The sequence below is a fragment of the Acidovorax sp. A79 genome (assembly GCF_041154505.1).
Lineage (GTDB): Bacteria > Pseudomonadota > Gammaproteobacteria > Burkholderiales > Burkholderiaceae_C > Acidovorax.
On sequence record NZ_AP028672.1, the window covers coordinates 737,134 to 754,963 of the forward strand.

Consider the following 17,830-nt stretch of genomic DNA (forward strand, 5'->3'; position numbering starts at 1 on the left):
CCCCTTGCGTGGCGCCTCGCTCCCGCTTAATTTGGCCGACCCTGTTACAAAAAATGCGTCCGCCTCCCTCCATGCGCTGGAACAAGCCCAATCTCCGCAACAACCTTCACGACCTTCTGGGCCGTGACAAGCCGTCATCGACGGCCTGGGTGCGCGACCACGGGCTGGAGGAGGTACGCCGGGCCATGCTGCAAAGCCTGGCGGGCATGAGCGGTTGCGAGGTGGCGCGCATGAACATGCGCCTGCGCTACGCCGGCGACATCGAAGCGTTGTGGTACCTGCGCACCGATCTCTTCAGCACGCTCGTGCCCTTGCGCGGCGAAACCGGCGCGCGGGGCGTGATCGACCAGGTCACCCCCCTGTTCCAGGGCCAGTTGCCACGTGCACTGCGCCCGGCCCAGCCCCCTCCCGGCAACGCCTGACCCGAGCCCCAGCCCGGGCGGACACCCGCCGCTGGCAGGTGCCATGCCGCCCGGCATCCCCTGGGCCCAGCGGGCAGGAATCCAGAGGCAGGCGATTGAAGGCAGCACCGAATCAGTGCTGGTGTCCCCAGTAGATCAGCGCATCCCGCCCTTCCACCGACAGCGATACCGTGCTCCCCACGGGCAGCAGCACCTTGGTCGCCACATGGCCGAAGGGCAGGTTCGTGAGCACGGGCGCCTTGATCTGCGTGCGCAGCCAGTCCACCACCGACTGCAGCTTGTAGCCCTTGTCGTGCGGCGCGAGCTTGAAGTTGGTGAACTGCCCCAGCACCACGGCCTTCTGCTGGGCCAGCACGCCGGCGTGCAGCAGCTGGGTGAGCATGCGCTCGATGCGGTAGGGGTGCTCGTGCACGTCTTCCAGGAACAGCACGCCACCCTTGATGGCCGGCAGGTACGGCGTGCCCACCAGCGAAGCCAGCACCGCCAGGTTGCCGCCCCACAGCGTGGCGCTTTTCACGTAGACATTGGGGACGGCCGGCTTGCCCGTGGCGGCGTCGGGCTTTTCATTGTTCATGCGCCAGCCCGTGCCTTCGCCATGGCCGGTCAGCAAATCGTCGAAGCAGGCCTCCATGATGTCGTCGGGCTCGCCGGCCACGCCAAAGTCGGCGCCCAGCGAAGGGCCGGCCCATGACGTGGCGCCCGTCTTGGCCAGCAGCGCGGTCTGGAAGGCGGTGAAGTCGCTCACGCCCACGAAGCGCGTGCCGCCCGCGATCGCCTTGGCCACCGCCTTGTAGCGGATGCCCGGCAGGATGCGCGACAGCCCGTAGCCGCCGCGCGAGATCAGCGCCACATCGGCGCCGCTGGCCGCGGCACGGTGGATGGCGGCCAGGCGGGTGGCGTCGTCGCCCGCGAAGCGGGTGTGCACGGCCAGGGCGTCCGCATCCACCTCGACCTCATGGCCCAGGGCCTTCAGCCGGGCGAGGCCGCGTTTGAAGGCGGCCTTGTCCTGCACGGCGCTCGACGGCGAATAGATGTAGATGTGCTTGGGGCCGTGGTCGTGGCTGCACTGGGAATGGTCGTGACCGGGATGATCGTGTGAATGGTCTTGCAAAGCGCTCAGGCCGTGAAGGGGCCTGCTCCGTCAAAAAGAGAGTCCGTCTGGCGCCATGTCAGCCGGTGGCACGGCCGGCGCCGGGAAACGAGAAGTATTCCACAGCCTGCCGCGCGATCGGCTCGCCATGCTCCTGCACGAAGTGCCCGGCGTCGGCCAGCACGGTGGGCGCGGGGCAGCCGCGAATGTGGCGGTGCAGATCGTGCATGGTGGCGGGCCCGAGCACCGGGTCCTTGGCGCCAATGAACATCAGGCTCCGGCCCTGCCACCGCTGCTGCCAGAAATCACGCGCCTGGCGCGACAGCGCGGCCCCCGGCGCATCCTCCGATGCCGGCACGCGTTCAGGAAAGGCGCGCAGCGCGGCGCGGTAGCCCTTGTCGGGGAACGGCGCGTCGTAGGCGGCGCACTCCGCCCCGGCCAGGTGCGGGTTGCCGCGCGCCAGCAGGCGCCCCACGCCATACAGCGGCTTGTCGCGGCACATCGCACGCCAATCGAGGAATCCGGCGGGCAGCGGCGCATCACCCGTGGCCAGCACGGTGTTCATCACCAGCAGGCCCGCAAACCGCTCGGGGCAGGCCATGGGCAGCGTCAGGCCCAGGATGCCGCCCCAGTCCTGCACCACCAGCACCACGTTGCGCAGGTCCAGCCGCCCGATGAGTTCCAGCAGCACCTGGCGGTGCCATTCGAACTGGTGCGCCGACTCTTTCTTGGGCTTGTCGCTCTTGCCAAAGCCGATCAGGTCGGGCGCGACCACGCGGTCCCCGGCCGAGAGGAACACGGGCAGCATGCGCCGGTACAGATAGCTCCAGGCCGGGTTGCCGTGCAGGCACAGCCAGGTGCGCGGCGCGTCCTGCGGGCCTTCGTCCAGGTAGTGCAAACGCAAGCCGGCCAGGCTGGGCAGGTCGCTCAGGTAGCGCGGCGCCCAGGGGTAGCCGGGCAGATCCGCGAAGGCGGCATCGGGCGTGCGCAGGGCGTCGTCGCGCAGCGGATGGCGGGCCAGTGCCTCGGTGCGTTGTTGATGGCGGCGCTGCCGGAAGAAGCCGCTGAGCAGGCCGCCGCACTCGTCGGCCAGCACCCCGCCCCGCACCTGGGTCTGGTGGTTCAGCTCGGCATGGCCAAACAGGTTCAGCACCGAGCCCGCCGCACCCGTCTTGGGATCTGCGGCGCCGTACACCACGCGCGCCAGGCGCGCATGCAGCATGGCACCGCTGCACATGGCACACGGCTCCAGCGTGACATACAGGCTGCAGCCGTCCAACCGGTAGTTGCCCAGCCGCCGCGCCGCCGCGCGCAGGGCCACGATCTCGGCGTGGGCCGTGGGGTCGTGCCCCTCGACCGGCGCGTTGCGGCCGGTGGCGATCATCTGGCCATCCTTGACCACGATGGCCCCCACGGGCACCTCGCCGGCGCGCGCGGCGACTTGCGCCTCGGCCAGGGCCAGGCGCATCCAGTGCGCGTCTTGGTCAGGAGTCATTGCTATACAAATAATAGCTACCAGCGCTTGAAGGATAAGCGCTAGAGGCCCATTTCATCCTATTTCTCATCGTCCGGGATGGGCCGCGCCTGCTGCATCAGGCCTTCCATCTGCTGCTTGACCTGCTGCTGGATCTGCTGGCTCTGGTCGCGCACCGTGGCCGGCTGCGCCGCCGAAGCCGGGGCACCGCCGGCCGGCGCTGCTGTCTGCAGCGACGGCACGGGCGTGCGGACGGCGGACAGCTGCTTTCTGGCAAGGACACCCACCACGGCCAGCGCCACCACCAGCCCGGCCAGACCTACTACAGCACGCATGAAAAGACTCCTTGGCGGGCGGGGTGCCCGGACCACAGCCGGCGGGACCGCCCTGCCCGGCTTGCTACCGGCCCGACTGTAATGGCAAACCGTCGTGGGCACCCCCATGAAAAACGGCCGCGCGGGGCGGCCGTTGCGGTGGCGGGCCGTGCCCGCGGTGCTCAGTTGAGCGCCACGCGGTTGCCGTCCTTGTAGGTGTACAGCGTCACGGCGGGCGTGGTCAGCTCGCCCTTGGCCGTGAAGGCGATGTTGGCGGTCACGCCCTTGTACTCGGTCTTGCCGATGAAGGGGATGTACACCTTGGGGTCCACCGAGTTGGCGCGCTTCATCGCATCGGCCAGCACCATGGCCGCGTCGTAGGCGTACGGGCTGTAGATCTGGAACTGGCCGGGGAACTTGGCGTCGTAGCGCTTCTTCCAGTCCGCCCCGCCCTGCATCTTGTCGACCGAGGCGCCGCCGGTGGCGCAGGTCACGTTCTTGAGCGCAGGGCTCTTGCCCGACAGCTCGGGCAGCTTCTCGGTGCACAGCGCATCGCCGCCGAAGAACTTCACGTTGCCCAGGCCCAGCTGCTCCATCTGGCGCAGCATGGGGCCGGCCTGCGCGTCCAGGCCGCCGTAGAAGATCGCATCGGGCTTCTTGTTCTTGATGGCCGTGAGGATGGCCATGAAGTCGGTGGCCTTGTCGTTGGTGAATTCCTCGCCCAACACCTTCAGGCCCTTTTGCAGGGCGGTGGCCTTGAACACCGAGGCCACGCCCTGGCCATACGCGGTGCGGTCGTCGATGATGGCCACGCTCTTGAGCTTCAAGTGGTCGGCCGAGAACAGTGCCAGCGCCGCGCCCAACGCGTTGTCGTTGGCGATCAGGCGGTAGGTGGTCTTGTAACCGGGCTTGGTCAGGTCCGGGTTGGTGGCGGCGGCGGTGATGTGGGGCACGCCGCACTTGTCATAGACGGCCGCCGCAGGAATGGACGTGCCCGACTGCAGGTGGCCGACCACGCCCGCCACCTTCTGGTCGCACAGCTTTTGCGCCACGGCCGTGGCCTGGCGCGGGTCGCCGGCATCGTCTTCGGCAGCCAGCTCGAACTTGATCTTCTTGCCGCCGATGACCAGGTTCTGGGCGTTCAGGTCGTCCACCGCCAGGCGCACGCCGTTCTCGGTGTCCTTGCCGATGTGGGCGATGCCGCCCGACACCGGACCCGCGTGGGCGATCTTGACGGTTTGCACGTCCTGGGCGAAGGCCGCGTGGGCAGCCGCAGCGCAGGCTGCGGCGATGGTCAATTGCACGAAGGGGCGGGAAGCACGGCGAAACACGTTGGAAGTCTCCAGAACAGATAGGAAGGGCAGCCAAGCACCGGTGCACCACCTTGGGGCACGGCTCGGCCCCGCATCCTAGCCATTCACACCCAGGTTTGCGCGCGAATGATATGTAAACATAGCAACTTGACAGGTCATTAACTGGGCTAATAGTGGACTCGTCACTCGGACATCAGCTGCCAGACGCCCCGACACAGGACTGCCTGGGATAATCACGCCCCATGTCCCTCCTGCCCCATCAGCTCGAACTGCTCTCGCCCGCGCGCGATGCCGAGATCGGCATCGAAGCCGTCAACCACGGCGCCGACGCCGTCTACATCGGCGGCCCGGCCTTTGGCGCACGCGCCAGCGCGGGCAACGACATCCGCGACATCGAGCGGCTGGTGAAACACGCGCACCGCTTCAACAGCCGCATCTTCATCACGCTCAACACCATCCTGCGCGACGACGAACTGGAGGCCGCGCGCAAAATGGCCTGGCAGGTGTACGAGGCCGGGGCCGATGCACTCATCATCCAGGACATGGGCCTGCTCGAAATCGACCTGCCGCCCATCCAGCTGCACGCCAGCACCCAGACCGACATCCGCACGCCCGAAAAGGCGCGCTTTCTGCAGGACGCGGGCCTCTCGCAGATCGTGCTGGCGCGCGAGCTCACGGTGCAGCAGATCGCCGCCGTGCACAAGGCGCTGGGGCCGGTGGATGCCCCAGGCCGCGCCAACATCGAGTTCTTCATCCACGGCGCGCTGTGCGTGGCCTACAGCGGCCAGTGCAACATCAGCCATGCGCAGACCGGCCGCAGCGCCAACCGGGGCGACTGCAGCCAGGCCTGCCGCCTGCCCTACCAAGTGACCGACGCGCAGGGCCGCTTCATCGCGCACGACAAGCACGTGCTCTCCATGAAGGACAACAACCAGAGCGACAACCTGCGCGCGCTCATCGACGCCGGCGTGCGCAGCTTCAAGATCGAAGGGCGCTACAAGGACATGGGCTATGTGAAGAACATCACCGCCCACTACCGCACGCTGATCGACGAGATCCTGGAAGAGCGCGAGGCGCAAGGTCGGCCACTGGGCCGGTCATCGAGCGGGCGGACCACCTTCACCTTCACGCCCGACCCGCTGCAGAACTTCAACCGCGAGTTCACCGACTACTTCGTGACCGGCCGCAAGGAAGACATCGGCGCGTTCGACACCCCCAAGAACCCGGGCCAGGCCATCGGCTGGGTGACCAAGGTAGGCCCCGACTTCGTGGAACTGGAGGTGAGCGACCCCGCCACCGTGCTGCACAACGGCGACGGCCTGTGCTACTACGACCTGCACAAGGAGCTGGTGGGCATGGCCATCAACGTGGCCGAGCCCGTGTCCGCGCGCAGCGTGGGCCAGTGGCGCGTGTACCCCAAGGACCCGATGGAAGGCTTCAAGGACCTGCGCAAGGGCACCGAGGTCAACCGCAACCGCGACATGGACTGGGTGCGCACGCTGGAGAAAAAGTCCAGCGACCGCCGCATCGGCCTGTGGGCGCACCTGAGCGAAACGCCTTGCGGCTTCAGCCTGATGCTGACCGACGAGGATGGCAACGTGGGCTGTACTGATGTGCAGCAGCCGCACCAGCCTGCCACCGATGCCGCCAAGGCCGAAGCCAGCCTGCGCGAGCAACTGGGCCGCTTCGGCGCCACCATCTTCGCGGTTCACGACATTGCGCTGCAACTGACTGAGCCCTGGTTCGTGCCCGCCTCGGTGCTCAACGCGCTGCGCCGCGATGCGCTGGCCGACCTGGAAGCAAACCGCGCGCACAACTTCGAGCGCCTGCAGCGCGCCACGCCCATCGAGCCGCCAGCGCCCTACCCCGAGGACACGCTGAGCTTTCTGGGCAACGTGTTCAACCACAAGGCGCACGATTTTTACGTGCGCCACGGCGTCAAGGTGATCGATGCGGCCTACGAGGCGCACGAGGAAGAAGGCGAAGTCAGCCTCATGATCACCAAGCACTGCGTGCGCTTCAGCATGAGCCTCTGCCCCAAGCAGGCCAAGGGCGTGACGGGTGTGCAGGGCACCATCAAGGCCGAACCCTTGATGTTGATCAACGGCAAGGAAAAGCTGACCTTGCGCTTTGACTGCAAGCCCTGTGAAATGCACGTGGTGGGCAAGATCAAGCGCCAGGTGCTGAACCAGGTGCCGGAAGCCCCGCTCCAGTTCTACAAAGCCCGGCCGCAAGTCGCGCACTAAGGCAAGGCCGAAGAAGTCCTTGCGCGGGCGTGCGGCCCGTCTCACCGATCGCCGCATGTCCCCATCCACCGCCCCGCACCTGCACCCCACCGAGGCCGTGGCCCAGGCCCATGGCGTCAACCCTGACGCAGGCCTGCACGCCGACGAAGCCCTGCGCCGCAGCGCCATCCACGGAGCCAACGAACTGGCGGCAGGGCAAGACCGCCCCTGGTGGCGCCTGCTGGCCGACCAGTTCAAGGACTTCATGGTGCTGGTGCTGCTGGGTGCGGCCGTCATCTCGGGCCTGGTGGGCGAGGTCACCGACACGCTGGTCATCCTCGTCATCGTGGTGCTCAACGCCGTCATCGGCTTTGTGCAGGCCTGGCGCGCCGACCAGGCCATGGCCGCGCTGCGCCAGCTGGCGGCGGCGCACGCCACGGTGCTGCGCAGCGGAGCCGTGCAGGTGGTGCCCGCCAGGGCGCTGGTGCCGGGTGACATCGTGCTGCTGGAGGCTGGCAACCAGATCCCGGCCGATCTGCGGCTGATCGAGATCGCGCAGCTGCAGGTGGATGAATCGGCCCTCACGGGCGAGTCCGTCACCGTGGCCAAGCAGACCGAAGCCCTGGCGGCCGAGGACGTGGGCGCCTTGGGCGACCGCACCAACATGGCCTTCAAGGGCACCACCGCCACGCATGGCCGGGCACGCGGCCTGGTGGTGGCTACCGGCATGCACACCGAGCTGGGCAAGGTGGCCACGCTGCTCGACGCGGGCGACCGCAGCACCCCGCTGCAGTTGCGCCTGGCGGCCTTTGGCAAGCGCCTGGCGATTGCGGTGCTGGGCATCTGCGCGGTGATCTTTGTGGTGGGTGTGCTGCGCGGCGAGGCGCCGCTGCTGATGGCCCTCACTGCCATCAGTCTGGCCGTGGCCGCCATCCCCGAGGCCCTGCCTGCGGTGGTCACCGTGCTGCTGGCACTGGGCGCGCGCCGCATGGTGGCCGTGCATGCGCTGGTGCGGCGATTGCCCTCGGTGGAGACGCTCGGCTCGGTCACCACCATCTGCTCGGACAAGACCGGCACCCTGACGCAGAACCGCATGCATGCCGAACTGATGGTGGCCCACGGCGTGCGCTGGGTGCCCGGCGACCCTCTGCCCGGCCCCGCCCATGCCGAGGCCCTGCGCGCCGCCGCGTTGTGCAACGACGCCACGCTGCAGGTACACAACGAAGAAGGCCCGTCGGGCATCCACTGGCAGGGCGACCCCACCGAAACCGCACTGGTGCTGGCAGCCCGCTCCGGCGGGATGGACAAGGCCCTGCTCGACATCGAGTTCCCTCGCGTGCAGGAGCAGCCGTTCGACTCCGACCGCAAGCGCATGACCACCTTCCACCGCGTGGCGGACGGCTACGTGGCCTACACCAAGGGTGCGCCGGAGTCGGTCTTGCCCCGGTGCACCGCCCACTGGACGCCCGACGGCGCTGCCGCACTGGACACCGCCAAGGTCCTCGCCGCCGCCCAGCAGCTTGCCGCACAGGGCCTGCGGGTGCTGGCCCTGGCGCGCCGCAGCCACGCCCGCCTGCCCGACACCAACGACATCGACGCGGTGGAAAACCAGCTGGAGCTGCTGGGCCTGATCGCCCTCATCGACCCGCCGCGCGCCGAGGCCCAGGCCGCGGTCCGCGACTGCATCAGCGCGGGCATCACGCCGGTGATGATCACAGGCGACCACCCCGCCACTGCGCGCGCCATTGCGCACCGCCTGGGCATTGTGAAGCGTAGCGATGCCCCGGTGCTTACCGGCGCCGACCTGGCCACGCTCGACGACGCCGCGCTGCGGGCGAAGGTGGAGCAGGTGCAGGTGTACGCCCGCGTGGACCCGGCGCAGAAGATCCGCATCGTCGAGGCGCTGCAGGCCCAGGGCCACTTCGTCGCCATGACGGGCGATGGCGTGAACGATGCCCCGGCGCTCAAGCGCGCCGACATCGGCGTGGCCATGGGCCAGGGCGGCACCGACGTGGCGCGCGAGGCCTCGAGCCTGGTACTGCTGGACGACAACTTCGCCACCATCGTCGCGGCCGTGCGCGAGGGCCGCCGCATCTACGACAACATCCGCAAGTTCGTGCGCTACGCGATGACGGGCAACTCGGGCGAGATCTGGACCATCTTCCTCGCGCCGCTGTTGCTGCTGCCCATTCCGCTGCTGCCCATCCACATCCTGTGGGTCAACCTGATCACAGACGGCCTGCCCGGCCTGGCGCTGGCGGCCGAACCGGCCGAGCGCGGCATCATGCAGCGCCCGCCCCGCGCGCCGCGCGAAAGCCTGTTTGCCCATGGCATGTGGCAGCACATATTGGGCGTGGGCCTGCTCATCGGCGGGCTGTGCCTGGCGTTGCAGGCCTGGGCCCTGCACACCGGCCACGCGCACTGGCAGACCATGGTGTTCACGGTGCTCACGCTCGCGCAGATGGCGCATGTCATCGCCATCCGCTCCGAATCCGAACCCATCTGGCGCCTGGGCCTGCTGAGCAACCGCCCGCTGCTCTACGCCGTGCTGCTCACCTTTGCGCTGCAGATGGCCACCATCTACGTGCCCTGGCTCAACCCCATCTTCCGGACCGAGCCGCTGAGCCTGGGCGAGCTGGCGCTGTGCATTGGCGCCGCGCTGGTGGTGCTGGTAGTGGTGGAAATCGAGAAGGCCTGGCGCCGCAGCCAGCAGGCGCGGCGCACTACCCCAGAGCCCATGGACAGCGCCATGGACGAGCCTTCCGACTGAAAGAGCCCACGGCGCACAAGAACGTCATAAGCACATAGCCAACGATTCGATGACGCCACGGGCCAGCAGTGCCAGAATGGCCCGCGCCATCGGCACATCGGCAACGCCCAGCCATGCGTGGAGCCCGGTGGTGCCACTCCCTTCCCTTCAACGAAAGAGACAGCCTTCATGAGAATCGAGACCCTGGCCGTACACGCTGGCTACAGCCCCGACCCCACCACCAAGGCCGTGGCCGTGCCCATCTACCAGACGGTGGCCTACGCGTTTGACAGCGCCCAGCATGGCGCCGACCTGTTCGATTTGAAGGTGCCGGGCAACATCTACACCCGCATCATGAACCCCACCACCGACGTGCTCGAAAAGCGCGTCGCGGCGCTCGAAGGCGGCATCGCCGCGCTGGCCGTGGCCTCGGGCATGGCGGCCATCACCTATGCCATCCAGACCATTGCCGAGACAGGCGACAACATTGTGTCGGCCAGCACGCTGTATGGCGGCACCTACAACCTGTTTGCCCACACCCTGCCGCAGCAGGGCATCACCACCCGCTTTGCCGACCCGCGCGACCCGGCCAGCTTCGCGCAGCACATCGACGCGCGCACCAAGGCGATCTTCATCGAGTCCATCGGCAACCCGCTGGGCAACGTGACCGACATCGCAGCCATCGCCAAGGTGGCGCATGACCACGGCGTGCCGCTGATCGTGGACAACACCGTGCCCAGCCCCTACCTGCTGCGCCCCATCGAGCATGGCGCCGACATCGTGGTGCATTCGCTCACCAAGTACCTGGGCGGCCACGGCAACAGCGTGGGCGGCGCCATCGTGGACAGCGGCAAGTTCCCGTGGGCCGAGCACAAGGCCCGCTTCCCGCGCCTGAACGAGCCCGATGTGAGCTACCACGGCGTGGTCTACACCGAAGCCCTGGGCCCCGCCGCCTTCATCGGCCGCGCGCGTGTGGTGCCGCTGCGCAACACGGGCGCGGCGCTGTCGCCGCAAAGCGCCTTCCTGATCCTGCAAGGCATCGAGACCCTGGCCCTGCGCATGGACCGCATCTGCGAGAACACGCTGGCGCTGGCGAAGTACCTGCAAAGCCACCCCAAGGTGGAATGGGTGCGCTACGCGGGCCTGCCAGACCACCCGGACCACGCGCTGGTGCAGCGGCAATCCGGCGGCAAGGCATCCGGCATCCTGAGCTTCGGGCTCAAGAGCACCGATGCGGACCCGCGGGCTGCCGGTGCACGCTTCCTCGACGCGCTGCAGCTCTTCACCCGCCTGGTGAACATCGGCGACGCGAAATCGCTGGCCACGCACCCCGCATCGACCACGCACCGCCAGCTCAACCCCGAAGAGCTGGCCAAGGCGGGGGTGAGCGAGAGCATGGTGCGGCTGTCGGTGGGCATCGAGCACGTCGATGATCTGCAGGCCGACCTGGTGCAGGCACTCGCGGCTGTCTGAGCGTACGGCAACAGCCGGCGCCAGTTGCGGGATACTGGAGGACCTGCCCCGCGAATCGCGGGGCGCTCCCTGATTCAAGATCGCCATGTCCCGCCTATCCCCTCTTGCCCCGGTCACTCTCGGCCTGCTGATTCTGGCCGGCTGCAGCTCCACATCATCCATCCCGCCGCGCGGAGTGGATGTGACCGAATCCCACGTCACCAGCTTCCGCCAGAAGGAGGACGAGCAACTGCTGCAAAAGCAGGTTTCGCCTCCGCTGGATGCGCCTTTGACGCTGCTGGAGGCACCGCTGCCGCGCTACCCGTCCTTCCTCCTGAATGACACCTCGCTCAAAGCGCGCGGCGATGTGACGGTGTCGTTCGAGATCATGCCCAGCGGGCTGGTCGGCACCGCGCGCGTGCTGTCAGGAACGGGGGAGGATGCGCTGCACAAGCCGGCGATCGATGCGGTGCGCCGCTGGAAATTTGCGCCGCTGCTGCGCAATGGGGAGCCCGCCCGCCTGGTGCTGCAGCACACCTTCCGCATGGAACCCTGAGCGCGCCAGATACCGCCGCAAAGCCGCTCATGCGTCACGAGCCAGCCGCACACCCGTGTACTGCCAGCGGGCCGTGGCCGGGAAGAAGTTGCGGTAGGTGCTGCGCGCATGCCCGGGCGGAGTGGCGCAGGAGCTGCCGCGCAGCACGTACTGGTTGACCATAAACTTGCCGTTGTACTCGCCCACGGCGCCGTCGGCCGTGCGAAAGCCTGGGTAGGCGGCGTAGCTCGACTGCGTCCATTGCCAGGCCGCGCCGAACAGCTGCTCCAGGCCATGCGCGCCAGTTGTCCCTGCGGTCTGCGCGGCATGCTCCCATTCGGCTTCCGTGGGCAGGCGTGCGCCCACCCAGCGCGCATAGGCGTCCGCTTCGTAGTACGACAGGTGCACAACCGGCATCGCGCTCTGCACGGGCCGCAAGCCCGCCAGGGTGAACTCGTGCCACGTGCCACCTTCTGGCCGGTGCCAGTACAGCGGGTGCTGCAGCCCCTGCGCCACGCGCCAGTCCCAGCCTTCGGCCAGCCAGTGGGCGGGGTTGTCGTAGCCACCACCTTCCACGAAGGCCATCCATTCCGCGTTGGTCACCAGCCGCGAGGCCAGTGCGTACGGCGCCAGGTAGGCGCGGTGGCGAGGGCTTTCGTTGTCGAAGGCGAAGCCGTCTCCGCCATGGCCCACCTCCACCAGCCCGCCTTCCAGATGCCGCCAGCCCAGGTGCCTGGCCGCCGGCACGAGCGCCTGGTCGCCGGCGGGCACCACGGCGGCGCCATAGGCGGGATGCACAGGGTTGCACGACAGCAGGTGCTTGATGTCCGTCACCAGCAGTTCCTGGTGCTGCTGCTCGTGCTGCAGGCCCAGCTCGATCAGCGCACACAGCGCGGCGTTCTGCAGCACGGCGGGCACCAGGCGCGCCATCCGCCGGTCCACATCGGCGCGGTAGGCCAGCACCTCGTCCAGCGATGGGCGCGTCAGCAGCCCCCGCTGCGGGCGCGGGTGCTTGGCGCCCACGCCGTTGTAGTAGGAATTGAACAGCACGCGGAACGCGGGCTCGAAGGGCGCGAAGCCCGGCTCGTTCGGCTCGAGCACAAAGGTCTCGAAGAACCAGGTGGTGTGCGCCAGGTGCCATTTGGCCGGGCTGGCATCGGGCATGGACTGCGCGCCGCAGTCCTCGGCCGACAGCGGCGCCACCAAGGCCACGGTGTGATCCCGCACGGCCCCGTAGCGCGACAGCAGCACGGCGAGCGGGGAGCAAAAATCCATATTGGTCATACAGGCCCTCAGGGTCTGGCGTGCACCACGGCAAACCAGCCACGGTCGTCCGTCCACGCCTGGGCCTGCGAGAAGCCTGCGCGCGCCAGCATGTCGGTGAACACGTGCAGCGGGTACTTGTAGCTGTTTTCGGTGTGGATGCGTTCGCCCTGGTCGAACCTGCGCCCGCCACCAGGCCAGCGCACCTCGGAGTCAGCCATCGCTTCCAGGTGCATCTCGATGCGCGACTCGCCCGGGTTGAAGAACGCCCGGTGCTGCCACTGGTCCACATCGAAATCGCTGCCGATCAATCGATTCACATGCCGCAGCACATTGCGGTTGAAGGCGGCGGTCACGCCGGTGGCGTCGTCGTAGGCCGCCTCCAGCACCTCCACGTCCTTGGGCAGGTCGATGCCGATGAGCAGGCCGCCGTCATCGTCGATCAGCTCGCGCATGTGGGCCAGCAAATCCAGCGCGTGCGGCGGGTCGAAGTTGCCGATGGACGAGCCCGGGTAGAACACCAGCCGTCCCGTGCGCGGAATGTCCTCGGGCAGGGCCACGCCCTGGGTCATGTCGCCGCCCACGGCCCGCGCGTCCAGCCCCGGAAAATCGTCGCGCAGGCCCCGCACCGCCGCCTGCAGGAAGTCCGCCGAGATATCCACGCCGACGAAGCACGCGGGCTGCACCAGCCGGCACAGCGTGCGCGCCTTCTGGCAGTTGCCAGCCCCCAGCTCCACCAGCGTGCGCCCCGTGCCCACGGCCTGCGCGATGTCGGCCGCATGCTGCTGCATGAGGGCGGTTTCGGTGCGCGTGGGGTAGTACTCGGGCAGGCGGGTGATTTCCTCGAACAGCTGCGAGCCGTGCTGGTCGTAGAAATACTTGGGGGAAATGCTCGCGGGCCGCTGGTTCAGGCCACGCGTGATGTCGTCGTTGGGGCTGGGCAAAGGCATGGGTCTTGAAACGTCTTGCGCGGCAATGCCGCTGGTTCTGTCCGACGGGGCCGTCCCGGGAGTCCAATGCCCGCCAGGCTGCCACGTACCCAGGCAAGGGCGCGAAGCCCCACCGCATCCGCCATTGTGAGCCGAGCCGATGGCGCCGTGTGTAGGCCAAATCCCCATGGCGCGCGCGGGCCTTCGGGTGCGGAAGCCGGCGGCGCAGCCGCCAGGGGCCGCCGCGGACGGGGTGTACTGCCCGGCACGGGTCCATCTGTACCTTGTGAACGGCGCGCGCCCGGCATACGCTCGCCCTTCCCACGGACTTCTCACAAGGACCCTGCCATGCTTCAGATGCGCCCCAACTGCGAATGCTGCGACAAGGACCTGCCGCCCGATGCCACCAACGCGCGCATCTGCACCTTCGAGTGCACGTTCTGCAGCGACTGCGCCGGCGCCCGGCTGGGCCACGTGTGCCCCAACTGCGGGGGCGACCTCGTGCAGCGCCCGCGCCGGCCCGCCTCCAGGCTGGCGAAATACCCCGCATCCACCGAGCGGGTGCTCAAGCCCCAGGGCTGCGGGGTGATGGCATGACGCTCGCGACCCTGCTGGTCTTCTCGCTGGTGGCCCTGGTGGCCATCGCCACGCCCGGCCCCACGGTGCTGCTGGCGCTGGCTAACGGATCGCGCTATGGCGTGCGCCGGTCGCTGCCCGGCATGCTGGGCGCCGTGGCGTCGGATTTTGTGCTGGTCGGTGCCGTGGCGCTGGGCCTGGGCACGCTGCTGGCGGCGTCCGAGTTCTGGTTTTCGGTGGTGAAGTGGCTGGGCGCGGCCTACCTGGCCTGGCTGGGTTTGCGGCTGCTGCGCTCGCAGGGGGGGCTGGACCTGGCCGCAGCGGACGGCGCGGCCGCCGGGCCTGCGGCCACGCCGCGCGGCATCTTCACGCGCTCTTTCCTGGTCGCGGTGACCAACCCCAAGGGATACCTGTTCTGCTCGGCGCTGATGCCGCAATTCATCGATGCCAGCGCACCACAATGGCCGCAGTACACCGCCATTGCAGCCGTGTTCGCGGGCCTGGACTTCGCCGTGATGCTGGCCTACGCCGCCATCGGGGCGCGCGCCGTCAAGCTGCTGCACCGCCGCGCGGTGCTGTGGCTGGACCGCTGCTGCGGCGGCGCGCTGCTGGCCCTGGCCGGATCGCTGGCCTTCTACCGACGGACGTAGATCCGTCATAGCCGATGAAAACTGGCGCACCGTCAACGCGAGCGCCACCGTGGATCCGGCTTTGCCGGTCCACCGCAGGCGTCCCCCTCAGGGGGAAGGCGCGAAGCGCCTCAGGGGGAGCCTGGCTAGAACCTCCAGCCCAGGCCCACGCCCACCAGCACGGGGTCTGCCTTGAAGGTGCCCAGCTTGGCGCCGCCTGCCGTCACGTCGGTCTTGATGAAGACCTTCTTCAGGTCGAAGTTGAGGTACAGATTCTTCTGCAGCGGAATGTCCACGCCCACCTGCAGCGCGGGGCCGAAGCTGTTGCGGTCAATGTCCACGCCGGCGGGCAGCTTCACGCCGGAAAAGCGCGTGTAGTTCAGGCCCGCGCCCACATAGGGCTTGAAGCCGGGTGCATCGAAGTGGTATTGCAGCAGCAGCGTGGGCGGCAGGTGCTTGAGCGAGCCGATGGCCGTGCCGGAGGCGCTCAGCGTGTGCTTTTGCGGCACGGTCAGGATCAGTTCGGCCGCGATGTTCTTGTTGAAGAAGTACGTGACATCGACTTCGGGGATGGTCTTGTCGTTGATGGTCAAGCCCAGGGGCGTGCTGTCCTTGTTGGCACTGTCCAGGTGCACGGCGCGCGCGCGGACCATCCAGGGTCCTTCAGCCTGTTGCGCCAGGGCGGCGCCGGAAGCCAGGGCGCAGAGGGCGGCTACTGCCAGCAGGTTCTTTTTCATGGTGATTTCACATCGGTTGGACGGGGACGACCCCCGTGCATCCATTGAACCGCCATGCCCCTCGACCGGCCTTGCCCTATCTCAAGCCCCTCGTATTAACCCTTAGACATACATCAAGAAAAACGGCCTGCCCTTGTCAATGCGCGGCGGATTTCCCGCGCAGGCGCTGCACCAGCGTGACGGCTGCGAGCACCAAGCCTCCCGCCACGATGCCGACCACCGCGTTGAGCAGGTTGGGCACCAGCACATGCCAGAGGGCGCCCACCGGCCATTGCGCGGCGGCCTCGCCAGCGGCATCCACCGCATGGTGCAGCGCGGGCACTCCATGCACCAGGATGCCGCCGCCCACGAGGAACATGGCGGCGGTGCCCGCCACGGACAGGCCCTTCATGAGCCACGGCGCGGCCCGCAGGATGCCCGAGCCCAGCGCCCTGGCCACGGCGCTGGCCTTGCCGTTCAGCCACAGGCCCAGGTCGTCGAGCTTGACGATGCCGGCCACCAGGCCATATACGCCGATGGTCATGATGACCGCGATGCCCGACAGCACGGTGACCTGCTGCACAAACGGCGCCGACGCCACGGTCCCCAGCGTGATGGCGATGATCTCTGCCGACAGGATGAAGTCGGTGCGCACCGCGCCCTTGATCTTGTCCTTCTCGAACGCCACCAGGTCCACCGCGGGGTTGGCATTGGCCAGCACATGGCTTTCATGCTCGGCGGCGTCTTCGTGGGGGGCGTGCAGCAGCTTGTGGGCGACTTTTTCAAAGCCTTCAAAGCACAGGAAGGCACCGCCAATCATGAGCAGCGGCGTCACGGCCCAGGGCGCGAACGCGCTGATCAGCAAGGCCGCGGGCACCAGGATCACCTTGTTGATGAACGACCCCTTGGCCACGGCCCACACCACCGGAATCTCGCGCTCGGCGCGTACCCCCGTGACCTGCTGGGCATTGAGGGCCAGGTCGTCGCCCAGCACGCCGGCCGTCTTCTGCGCGGCCACCTTCGTCATGACCGAGACGTCGTCCGCCATGGCCGCGCTCTTCTTGGCGGCCACCTTTGTCATCAGGGCCACGTCGTCGAGGATGGTGGCGATGTCGTCCAACAGGGCAAGCAGGCTGCCAGAGGCCATGGGAAGTCCTTGAGATAGCAATGGAAAAGGCGGCATGCGTGCCGCCGCGCGTGGGCTGGACTATAGCAACGCACGGTCTTCGTTTGCGCCCGCCCCCCGGCCCCGGGAGCCTTTTGCGCAGGCCGTCGCCGTGGCCCTCCTCGCGGCCCGCCATGGGGGCTGCGGCGCGCAAGGCGCATACTCGCGCCCTCACCCACCACTTTGGGGTCCCCGGGGCTTGTCCCCCTGCACGGGCTTCACGCCCATGCCATGCCCGGCTACCTGACCAAGCAAGAAGACATCGCCATCACCGGCGCGGCAGACCTGATCATCCGCTCGCTTCTGGACAAGCAGCAGTTTTCCGACCCGGAGGGTGCCGCCGAAGCGCTGGGCATCTCTTCCGCCGCCTGGCCGCTGTTCGGCCTGCTGTGGCCATCGGGGGCCCAGCTGGCGCACCGCATGGCCAGCCGCCCCCTGCGAAGCGGTGAGCGCGTGCTGGAGATCGGCTGCGGCCTGGCCCTGGCCAGCCTGGTGTGCCACCGGCGCGGCGTGGACGTGACCGCCAGCGACTGCCACCCCCTGGCATCGGCCTTCCTGCTGGAGAACGTGCGGCTCAACCGCATGTCGCCGCTCAAGTACCGCACCGGGCAATGGGGAGCCGACTTGACCGACACCTGCGCCGATGTGCAAGGCCGGTTCGACCTCATCATGGGCAGCGACGTCCTGTACGAGCGCGACGCACGAGGCAGCCTGGCCAACTTCCTCGACCGCCATGCGGCCGAAAGCGCGCAGATCTGGATCGTGGACCCCAACCGCGGCAACCGCTCCGCCTTCAGCAAGCAGATGGCCGCGCTGCGTTTTGACGTGGTGGAAGAGCGCCTGGACCACCCCGCGCTGGCCGATGTTCCTGCGTACAAAGGGCGGCTGCTGGTGTATCAGCGCGCCCCTGCAGTGGCCTGAGCAGGACTTGCCGGGCAGCCCGGCGCGACAGCGCCGCCAGCAGCCCGCCGGGCCCGC

General features: G+C 68.3%; 16 protein-coding genes. 8 read left to right on the plus strand and 8 right to left on the minus strand.

All coding sequences use genetic code 11. The features are described 5' to 3' along the window. Positions 1–53: 53 nt before the first annotated feature. Positions 54–422, plus strand: a complete 369-nt coding sequence (locus tag ACAM51_RS03380) for a hypothetical protein (protein ID WP_369642735.1) — start codon at positions 54–56, stop codon at positions 420–422. Between the two features lie 112 nt (positions 423–534). Here the strand turns inward: ACAM51_RS03380 and ACAM51_RS03385 are convergent, their stop codons facing one another. From ACAM51_RS03385 to ACAM51_RS03400, 4 genes are all read right to left on the minus strand, one after another. Next, entirely contained in the window at positions 535–1,533 is a 999-nt protein-coding gene (locus ACAM51_RS03385) for an LD-carboxypeptidase (protein ID WP_369642736.1), read from the minus strand. Between the two features lie 58 nt (positions 1,534–1,591). Next, complete coding sequence (tadA, locus tag ACAM51_RS03390; RefSeq protein ID WP_369642737.1) at positions 1,592–3,007, minus strand: tRNA adenosine(34) deaminase TadA; 1,416 nt, start codon at positions 3,005–3,007, stop codon at positions 1,592–1,594. 59 nt (positions 3,008–3,066) lie between these two features. Then, positions 3,067–3,321, minus strand: coding sequence for a hypothetical protein (locus tag ACAM51_RS03395; RefSeq protein ID WP_218294581.1), 255 nt, complete (start codon positions 3,319–3,321; stop codon positions 3,067–3,069). Positions 3,322–3,482: 161 nt separating this feature from the next. Beyond that, positions 3,483–4,604 carry a branched-chain amino acid ABC transporter substrate-binding protein gene (locus tag ACAM51_RS03400; protein ID WP_369643758.1) on the minus strand — a complete coding sequence of 374 codons (1,122 nt, stop codon included), beginning with the start codon at positions 4,602–4,604 and terminating at the stop codon, positions 3,483–3,485. A gap of 251 nt (positions 4,605–4,855) precedes the next feature. On the opposite strand from ACAM51_RS03400, the gene ACAM51_RS03405 reads away from it, so the two are divergent. From ACAM51_RS03405 to ACAM51_RS03420, 4 genes are all read left to right on the plus strand, one after another. After that, positions 4,856–6,859 (plus strand): U32 family peptidase, encoded by a 2,004-nt coding sequence (locus ACAM51_RS03405; RefSeq protein WP_369642738.1) that lies wholly within the window; start codon positions 4,856–4,858, stop codon positions 6,857–6,859. 55 nt (positions 6,860–6,914) lie between these two features. Further along, positions 6,915–9,608 (plus strand): cation-translocating P-type ATPase, encoded by a 2,694-nt coding sequence (locus ACAM51_RS03410; RefSeq protein WP_369642739.1) that lies wholly within the window; start codon positions 6,915–6,917, stop codon positions 9,606–9,608. A gap of 168 nt (positions 9,609–9,776) precedes the next feature. Continuing rightward, complete coding sequence (locus tag ACAM51_RS03415) at positions 9,777–11,060, plus strand: O-acetylhomoserine aminocarboxypropyltransferase/cysteine synthase family protein (RefSeq protein WP_369642740.1); 1,284 nt, start codon at positions 9,777–9,779, stop codon at positions 11,058–11,060. Between the two features lie 85 nt (positions 11,061–11,145). Next, on the plus strand, positions 11,146–11,595 hold the full coding sequence (locus ACAM51_RS03420; protein WP_218294576.1) for an energy transducer TonB: 450 nt from the start codon (positions 11,146–11,148) through the stop codon (positions 11,593–11,595). 27 nt (positions 11,596–11,622) lie between these two features. Here the strand turns inward: ACAM51_RS03420 and egtB are convergent, their stop codons facing one another. Beyond that, on the minus strand, positions 11,623–12,858 hold the full coding sequence (egtB, locus tag ACAM51_RS03425; RefSeq protein WP_369642741.1) for an ergothioneine biosynthesis protein EgtB: 1,236 nt from the start codon (positions 12,856–12,858) through the stop codon (positions 11,623–11,625). An 8-nt stretch (positions 12,859–12,866) separates the two neighbouring features. Next, complete coding sequence (egtD, locus tag ACAM51_RS03430) at positions 12,867–13,787, minus strand: L-histidine N(alpha)-methyltransferase (RefSeq protein WP_369642742.1); 921 nt, start codon at positions 13,785–13,787, stop codon at positions 12,867–12,869. 327 nt (positions 13,788–14,114) lie between these two features. On the opposite strand from egtD, the gene ACAM51_RS03435 reads away from it, so the two are divergent. Together ACAM51_RS03435 and ACAM51_RS03440 are read left to right on the plus strand one after the other, a co-directional pair. Continuing rightward, positions 14,115–14,363, plus strand: coding sequence for a DUF1272 domain-containing protein (locus ACAM51_RS03435; RefSeq protein ID WP_218340971.1), 249 nt, complete (start codon positions 14,115–14,117; stop codon positions 14,361–14,363). After that, positions 14,360–14,992 carry a LysE family translocator gene (locus ACAM51_RS03440; protein ID WP_369642743.1) on the plus strand — a complete coding sequence of 211 codons (633 nt, stop codon included), beginning with the start codon at positions 14,360–14,362 and terminating at the stop codon, positions 14,990–14,992. Before ACAM51_RS03435 ends, ACAM51_RS03440 begins: the two co-directional genes overlap by 4 nt. 125 nt (positions 14,993–15,117) lie before the next feature. On the opposite strand, the gene ACAM51_RS03445 is transcribed toward ACAM51_RS03440, so the two are convergent. Both ACAM51_RS03445 and ACAM51_RS03450 read right to left on the minus strand, forming a co-directional pair. Beyond that, a complete protein-coding gene (locus tag ACAM51_RS03445) occupies positions 15,118–15,708 on the minus strand; it encodes an OmpW family protein (RefSeq protein WP_218294571.1) in 591 nt (196 codons plus the stop codon). A 136-nt stretch (positions 15,709–15,844) separates the two neighbouring features. Continuing rightward, entirely contained in the window at positions 15,845–16,834 is a 990-nt protein-coding gene (locus tag ACAM51_RS03450; RefSeq protein ID WP_369642744.1) for a DUF808 domain-containing protein, read from the minus strand. A 249-nt stretch (positions 16,835–17,083) separates the two neighbouring features. Here ACAM51_RS03450 and ACAM51_RS03455 point away from each other — a divergent pair, with 249 nt between their 5' ends. Beyond that, entirely contained in the window at positions 17,084–17,773 is a 690-nt protein-coding gene (locus ACAM51_RS03455; RefSeq protein WP_369642745.1) for a methyltransferase, read from the plus strand. The last annotated feature ends 57 nt before the right edge of the window (positions 17,774–17,830 follow it).

Coding starts and splice junctions, on each gene's coding strand:
- ACAM51_RS03445 (WP_218294571.1), bottom strand. CDS start 15,708: ATGAAAAAGAACCTGCTGGCAGTAGCCGCCCTCTGCGCCCTGGCTTCC.
- tadA (WP_369642737.1), bottom strand. CDS start 3,007: ATGACTCCTGACCAAGACGCGCACTGGATGCGCCTGGCCCTGGCCGAG.
- ACAM51_RS03450 (WP_369642744.1), bottom strand. CDS start 16,834: ATGGCCTCTGGCAGCCTGCTTGCCCTGTTGGACGACATCGCCACCATC.
- ACAM51_RS03410 (WP_369642739.1), top strand. CDS start 6,915: ATGTCCCCATCCACCGCCCCGCACCTGCACCCCACCGAGGCCGTGGCC.
- ACAM51_RS03395 (WP_218294581.1), bottom strand. CDS start 3,321: ATGCGTGCTGTAGTAGGTCTGGCCGGGCTGGTGGTGGCGCTGGCCGTG.
- ACAM51_RS03405 (WP_369642738.1), top strand. CDS start 4,856: ATGTCCCTCCTGCCCCATCAGCTCGAACTGCTCTCGCCCGCGCGCGAT.
- egtD (WP_369642742.1), bottom strand. CDS start 13,787: ATGCCTTTGCCCAGCCCCAACGACGACATCACGCGTGGCCTGAACCAG.
- ACAM51_RS03440 (WP_369642743.1), top strand. CDS start 14,360: ATGACGCTCGCGACCCTGCTGGTCTTCTCGCTGGTGGCCCTGGTGGCC.
- ACAM51_RS03435 (WP_218340971.1), top strand. CDS start 14,115: ATGCTTCAGATGCGCCCCAACTGCGAATGCTGCGACAAGGACCTGCCG.
- egtB (WP_369642741.1), bottom strand. CDS start 12,858: ATGACCAATATGGATTTTTGCTCCCCGCTCGCCGTGCTGCTGTCGCGC.
- ACAM51_RS03420 (WP_218294576.1), top strand. CDS start 11,146: ATGTCCCGCCTATCCCCTCTTGCCCCGGTCACTCTCGGCCTGCTGATT.
- ACAM51_RS03380 (WP_369642735.1), top strand. CDS start 54: ATGCGTCCGCCTCCCTCCATGCGCTGGAACAAGCCCAATCTCCGCAAC.
- ACAM51_RS03455 (WP_369642745.1), top strand. CDS start 17,084: ATGCCCGGCTACCTGACCAAGCAAGAAGACATCGCCATCACCGGCGCG.
- ACAM51_RS03415 (WP_369642740.1), top strand. CDS start 9,777: ATGAGAATCGAGACCCTGGCCGTACACGCTGGCTACAGCCCCGACCCC.